Annotated in this window: 5 protein-coding genes and 1 pseudogene; all 6 read left to right on the top strand. The window is 40.8% G+C overall.

Features of this window, described 5'->3' with window-relative positions; all coding sequences use genetic code 11:
- Positions 1-637: 637 nt before the first annotated feature.
- A complete protein-coding gene (locus HC965_RS10265) occupies positions 638-1,156 on the top strand; it encodes an HU family DNA-binding protein (RefSeq protein ID WP_191031389.1) in 519 nt (172 codons plus the stop codon).
- 79 nt (positions 1,157-1,235) lie between these two features.
- Positions 1,236-1,586 carry a hypothetical protein gene (locus HC965_RS10260; RefSeq protein ID WP_191031388.1) on the top strand — a complete coding sequence of 117 codons (351 nt, stop codon included), beginning with the start codon at positions 1,236-1,238 and terminating at the stop codon, positions 1,584-1,586.
- 30 nt (positions 1,587-1,616) lie between these two features.
- Positions 1,617-2,276, top strand: a pseudogene (locus HC965_RS26650) (N-acetylmuramoyl-L-alanine amidase); the annotation flags it as partial.
- A 645-nt stretch (positions 2,277-2,921) separates the two neighbouring features.
- A complete protein-coding gene (locus HC965_RS10250) occupies positions 2,922-3,320 on the top strand; it encodes a hypothetical protein (protein ID WP_191031387.1) in 399 nt (132 codons plus the stop codon).
- Between the two features lie 152 nt (positions 3,321-3,472).
- Positions 3,473-4,201: a DUF5131 family protein gene (locus HC965_RS10245; RefSeq protein ID WP_191031386.1), complete on the top strand. Its 729-nt coding sequence runs from the start codon at positions 3,473-3,475 to the stop codon at positions 4,199-4,201.
- Positions 4,202-4,273: 72 nt separating this feature from the next.
- Complete coding sequence (locus tag HC965_RS10240) at positions 4,274-6,370, top strand: glycoside hydrolase family 127 protein (RefSeq protein WP_191031385.1); 2,097 nt, start codon at positions 4,274-4,276, stop codon at positions 6,368-6,370.

Raw genomic sequence — 6,370 nt, 5'->3', positions numbered from 1 at the left:
TTTGGATTTTCCAATACGGATGGATGCGGAACGATTATCTTAAATTCTGCTCTGTCACTTAGAGCGAAGCGAAAAAGGATGAACAAGGCGGACAGGATTACACGATATAGTTCTGTTTGTCAAAAAAAAGTATTCCCTGCAACAAACTGCTTATGAAGTGCATACGTTTAATTACAAATGACCGGGAAGCATTGGAACATTGTTAAATTTGTATTTTTATGTCGCTGTGAAGCGCCCATTTTCCGAAGAATCCATGTGCCCCTATCATTTCCTTATATAGTAGTAAGGGAATGACCGCATGGATTCTATACCTGCGCCTGTGAAGGTTGGCTATTGTTTGTTTTGTTTGTGTGGTGCATCTTCTTCCCGGTGGGGAAGGAGGTGCACTCTTGTTGTGTATGAGGATGAATATAGATATAATAAGGAGTTATTTAATTTTTATTTGTGTCATTATTATCTCCCTGCCAATCGTTTTTGTCGTATCGGATGCCCTCTATAAATATGCCAGTTGGGGGTTGACTCTTTCGGAACACTTTATTTAGTGTCGTTTCATCTCTTGGGAGAATACAGCACCTTTGCATCGTTAACGTTAGCGAGATAATAATTAAACAGTATTCATTTAAAAAAGAAAAGTATTATGGCAATTAGATTTAAAAGAGTTCAACGTCTATGTGACCCAACGAACAAAGAAGCAGGAAAGAAAGTGTATCCGATAATTTCTTACCAATATGACACAAGTGCAACGCTGGATGAATTTGCGAAGGAGATTTCTTCGACTTCAGGAGTCAGTGAAGGTGAAACGATTAGTGTTCTCAAAGACTTTCGTACATTATTGAAGAAAACTTTGTTGGGTGGCCGTTCGGTAAATATTGCAGGATTGGGATATTTTTTCTTGGCTGCTCAAAGTAAGGGAACAGAAAAACCGGAAGACTTTACAGTAGCTGATATTAGTGGTTTGAGGGTTTGTTTTCGGGCAAATTCAGATATTCGTCTTTTCACAGGTACTTCAACTCGTTCAGATGGATTGAAGTTTAAAGATTTGGATCATATTAATGATGCAAAAACAAATGACGGCGACACAAATGGAGGTGATGAAACACCTGATCCTGACGAAGGGTCGGGAGATGGTGGCGAAACACCCGATCCGGCAGCTTAATTTTCGACCGGTAAAATTACATTAACAGGAATGGGGCTTCGGCCTCATTCTTTCTTTATAACTACATAATTATATTAATATGCAAACAACTACAATCCTCACTTTTATTACCGCTATGGGTGGTTTGGAAGCAGTGAAGTGGTTCGTGCGGTATCTGACTTGCCGCAAGACGGATGCGCGTAAGGAAGAAGCGTCAGTCAACAGCCTGGAAGAGGAAAATCGACGAAAGAAAGTAGATTGGCTGGAAGAACGGCTGACTCAACGCGATGAGAAAATAGATGGTCTTTACGCTGAACTTCGCAAGGAACAAGAGGAAAAAATCAACTGGATACACAAATGTCACGAAGTGGAGTTAATACAAAAAGAATCGGAAGTGAAGAAATGTGAGATTCGGGGATGCGTGAAACGTCTTCCTCCTTCGGATTACTAACAAGAGGGTTTCATTAAAAAAACAGATATTATGAGAAAGATAGATTCAATAATAGTACATTGTTCGGCTACGAAAGCAGGACAGGATTTTACAGCCGCTGATATTGACCGTTGGCATCGGGAGCGTGGATTTAATGGTATCGGGTATCATTATGTGATTCGTTTGGATGGGAGATTGGAGAAAGGGCGGGATGTCTCTTTAATCGGGGCCCATTGTAAAGGTTGGAATGAACGAAGTATCGGGATATGTTATGTCGGCGGATTGAATGAGAACGGACAGCCTGCAGATACACGGACGAATGCTCAAAAGCGGGTGCTTTATCAGGTAATCATGGATTTGCAGCGGGAGTATGGGATTCTTCAAGTGTTGGGGCATCGGGATACTTCGCCGGATTTGAATGGGGATGGCGTGATTGAACCTTATGAATATATGAAGGCTTGTCCTTGTTTTGATGTAAGGGAGTTTATGAAGAGTGGGAGAGAACTGCTATTTATTCTGTTGCTAGCTTTCATTATTCCTGTGTTATTTTCGGGATGCAGATGCAAAAAAGAAATGCTTAACAGGAATAGTAAAATTGAGATGGATTCAAGTTCATTGAGTCGTTATTCCAATGAAATTTTACGCGATTCGAGTTTTGAGGAAAAAATATCGGAGAAAACAGAAGAATGTATCGAATATGTATTTTTAATGACAAAAAAAAGATTCGACAAAAGAAAAAACATCCCCTGTTTATTTGATTTCCGGTGTTCGAAAGGTGATAAATAAAACATCAGAAAAGAACCGATTGCTATCTGATAAAGAAGATACTAAAAAAGAATGTTTTGTGAAAACAGACTACAATAAAGTTATGGATCAAAAGGATGAAAGTACGGAGTGGCGGTATAAACCTTTCGTTAGTCATGTTTTGAAAATAGTAATAATATTGTTAATTTTGATTCTCGTTTATCTGTTTTATAAGAAAAAAATGGTGTACCTTTGAACCTTTTTTATCTATAATTCATATAAAATACATATAAATGTATTACCTTTGTAGAAATATGTGGAGTAGATAGAATATATATTCACTTTATCTGTTCCAAAATTAGTGATGAGTTTAAAAGGGTAGGTAGCTCTATTATGAAAACCAGAATATAGGGCGCCTGAGAAAAGTAAATAACACAAGAGTAAACTGTTTTGGATAGATGTTTTTGCGTATAGCGAAAATAGGTGTTTGAGATTTGTGCTAATAGTCACATTGATGAATAATTATTGTTCTCTTAGACATGAATACAATTTGCCATATTCGTTATTATGCGGACATTTGCAAAGCAGAACTTACAAACAGTATTAGGGATAATGATTTTATATAACAGTCGGTTGGCGAAGTGTTTTCTTAGTAAGAAGAAACATTCATTTATGATTTTTGGTTTCTGTTTTACTCGCTATAAATATTTGGAAATCTGGGAAGAAATGGAAAACCGGATTCATTTGAGACAATATACAGAGTGTTTCTTTCTCACATTATTGCCGGCTTTGGGGCTATCATTGTGGTTATCGTGGTGGTTTATGTTAATACCTTTGTGTACATATCATTTTCTTTATTGGTGGGAAAGGATGATAAGAAATCATTCTATCTTTGACTGGGAAGCGAAGAAGCATTGTGGAGATACGCTTTATCTGAGGAAAAGAAAATCCTATAGTTGGACGAAGGCATACTGCAAGAAAAAACTGCCCGCATCGAGATGGGCGGATTAAAGATATGGTCTTAACCGACCGGCTGCCTGTGAAGGTCGCTCTATTGTTTGTTTTGTTTGTGTTTTGTGCACCTTTTTCTTTTATAGAAAAAAGGTGCACTCTTTTTTATGGATATATGACAGATAAAACATACATTTGAAGAAAAAAAGAGAATGGGCGAAAAAGCATCAATGTGGAATCTTTGGCATGGCTGTCACAAACTGAGTGAAGGGTGTCGTCATTGCTATGTGTACCGTACGGATGGTAAATATGGGAAAGACAGTTCGGTCGTGGCAAAGACGGAAAAGTTTGACCTGCCTTTGCAACAGAAAAAGAATGGGACGTATAAGATTCCATCGGGCAACTTGGTATATACTTGTTTTACCTCTGATTTTCTGATAGAGGATGCCGACGAATGGCGTGCCGAAGCATGGGAGATGATGCGGATACGCCAAGATCTCCGTTTCCTTTTTATTACCAAGCGAATTGACAGGTTACAGCAATGTCTGCCGCCCGATTGGGGAGAAGGGTATGATAATGTGACGATTTGCTGCACAATGGAGAATCAGGATAGGGTGGATTATCGTCTGCCTATTTATAAGGCAATTCCTATTAAACATAAAATTATTATCTGTGAGCCGCTTCTTAGTCGGATTGACTTTAGGGGAGAACTGGGAGATTGGGTGGAACAAGTCGTTGCCGGGGGAGAATCAGGAAAAGAAGCTCGTGTGTGCGATTATGACTGGGTGTTGGATATTCGACGGCAGTGTGTGGAAGCGAATGTCAGCTTTTGGTTCAAGCAGACAGGCAGTTATTTGCTGAAAGAAGGGCATGAATATAAGGTAGCCCGCCAGTTTCAACATTCGCAGGCAAGGAAGGCGGAAATAAATTACACTCCCTGAATTTGAGTACAAAATATGGATAATCACGTCTTTTTATAAAGATATTGTGTGAATTTTAAATTATCCATATTAATGAAACAGATAAAGCTGTTATTTCTTTTAGCTTCCGCCACCGTTACGGGAGCATTTGCGCAGAGTAACGGATTGACGGATATGAGCCAGAGCCGTTTTGCTAAAATGGCGAATACCGGAGTCGATGCAGTACAATGGACAAACGGATTTTGGGGAGATCGTTTTAATGTGTTCAGCCATACTTCCCTGCAAAGTATGTGGAATACCTGGAATACACCGGAAGTCTCTCACGGCTTCCGTAATTTTGAGATTGCTGCCGGTGTATGCAAAGGGGAGCATTGGGGCCCGCCGTTCCATGACGGAGATATGTATAAGTGGATGGAAGGAGTAGCTTCTGTCTATGCCGTCAATAAAGATCCGGAGCTGGATAAGTTAATGGATAACTTTATTACTTGCGTCATAAAAGCCCAACGTGCAGATGGTTACATACATACCCCGGTTATCATTGAAGAACTGAATAAAGGGATTGATTCTCATGCATTGGACGATCAGCACAAGCAGACTGTGATTGGTACGAAAGTAGGTGCGGAAGATGAGAAGGGGGCTTTTGCCAATCGCTTGAATTTTGAAACTTATAATTTGGGACACTTGATGATGGCGGGTATCGTTCATCGTCGTGCCACCGGAAAAACAACTCTTTTCGATGCTGCTGTGAAGGCAACGAATTTCCTTTGTCACTTTTACGAAACGGCTTCTGCCGAACTGGCTCGTAATGCTATTTGCCCTTCTCATTATATGGGTGTAGTCGAGATGTATCGCGCTACCGGAGATCTCCGTTATCTTGAACTTTCAAAGAATCTGATTGATATTCGCGGTATGGTGGAGAATGGTACGGATGATAATCAGGATCGTATTCCTTTCCGTGACCAGTATCGCGCTATGGGACATGCCGTACGTGCCAATTATCTGTATGCAGGTGTAGCGGATGTATATGCAGAGACAGGCGAACAGCAGTTAATGAAAAACCTGACCAGTATTTGGAATGATATTGTCACTCGCAAAATGTATGTGACCGGAGCTTGCGGGGCACTTTATGACGGTATATCGCCGGATGGTACTTGCTACGAACCGGATAGTATTCAGAAAGTCCATCAGAGTTATGGACGTCCTTATCAGTTGCCGAATAGTACAGCGCATAATGAAACATGTGCCAATATAGGGAATATGTTGTTCAACTGGCGTATGCTGGAGGTGACGGGAGATGCGAAGTATGCGGAACTCGTAGAGACTTGCCTTTATAATAGTGTGTTGAGCGGTATCAGTCTGGATGGAAAGAAGTATTTCTATACGAACCCATTGCGTATTAGCGCCGATCTGCCTTATACACTTCGTTGGCCGAAAGAACGGACGGAATATATCAGTTGTTTCTGCTGTCCGCCCAATACATTGCGCACTCTTTGTCAGGCGCAGAATTATGCTTATACGCTGGGAACTGAAGGTATTTATTGCAATCTGTATGGTGCGAATACATTGACTACAACTTGGAAAGATAAAGGAGAAATTGCCTTGACACAGGAAACAGATTATCCATGGGATGGGAATGTACGTGTGACATTGGATAAAGTTCCGCGGAAAGCAGGTGCTTTTTCTCTTTTCCTGCGTATTCCCGAATGGTGTGAGAAAGCTACGCTTACAGTAAACGGACAGGCGATGCAGATAAATGCAAAAGCGAATACCTATGCGGAAGTGAATCGCGCATGGAAGAAGGGAGACGTGGTGGAATTGATAATGGATATGCCTGTACGTTTGCTCGAAGCTCATCCGTTGGCAGAGGAAATTCGCAATCAGGTAGTAGTGAGGCGTGGCCCGTTGGTTTACTGCCTGGAAAGTATGGATATAGCTACTGGAGAAAAGATTGATAATGTCTTGATTCCTGCGGATATTAAACTGACACCAAAGAAAATCAGTATTGAAGGCAGTCCGATTGTCGCACTTGAAGGGATGGCACGTTTGGCGTCTGCTCCTTCTTGGGAAGGCGTGCTTTATCGCCCGGTCGTTCAAGCGGAAAAGACAGTAAATATTCGTTTGATTCCCTATTATGCATGGGGAAACAGAGGAAAGGGAGAAATGACTGTTTGGATGCCATTGGCTAGATAA

Origin of the sequence: Bacteroides sp. GM023, assembly GCF_014750685.1 — a bacterium.
Taxonomy (GTDB): domain Bacteria; phylum Bacteroidota; class Bacteroidia; order Bacteroidales; family Bacteroidaceae; genus Bacteroides.
This window is presented reverse-complemented; position numbering and strand designations above follow the sequence as displayed.

Excerpts from the sequence above, each read along its gene's own strand:
- HC965_RS10240 (WP_191031385.1), top strand. The coding sequence starts at position 4,274 with ATGAAACAGATAAAGCTGTTATTTCTTTTAGCTTCCGCCACCGTTACG.
- HC965_RS10265 (WP_191031389.1), top strand. The coding sequence starts at position 638 with ATGGCAATTAGATTTAAAAGAGTTCAACGTCTATGTGACCCAACGAAC.
- HC965_RS10250 (WP_191031387.1), top strand. The coding sequence starts at position 2,922 with ATGATTTTATATAACAGTCGGTTGGCGAAGTGTTTTCTTAGTAAGAAG.
- HC965_RS10260 (WP_191031388.1), top strand. The coding sequence starts at position 1,236 with ATGCAAACAACTACAATCCTCACTTTTATTACCGCTATGGGTGGTTTG.
- HC965_RS10245 (WP_191031386.1), top strand. The coding sequence starts at position 3,473 with ATGGGCGAAAAAGCATCAATGTGGAATCTTTGGCATGGCTGTCACAAA.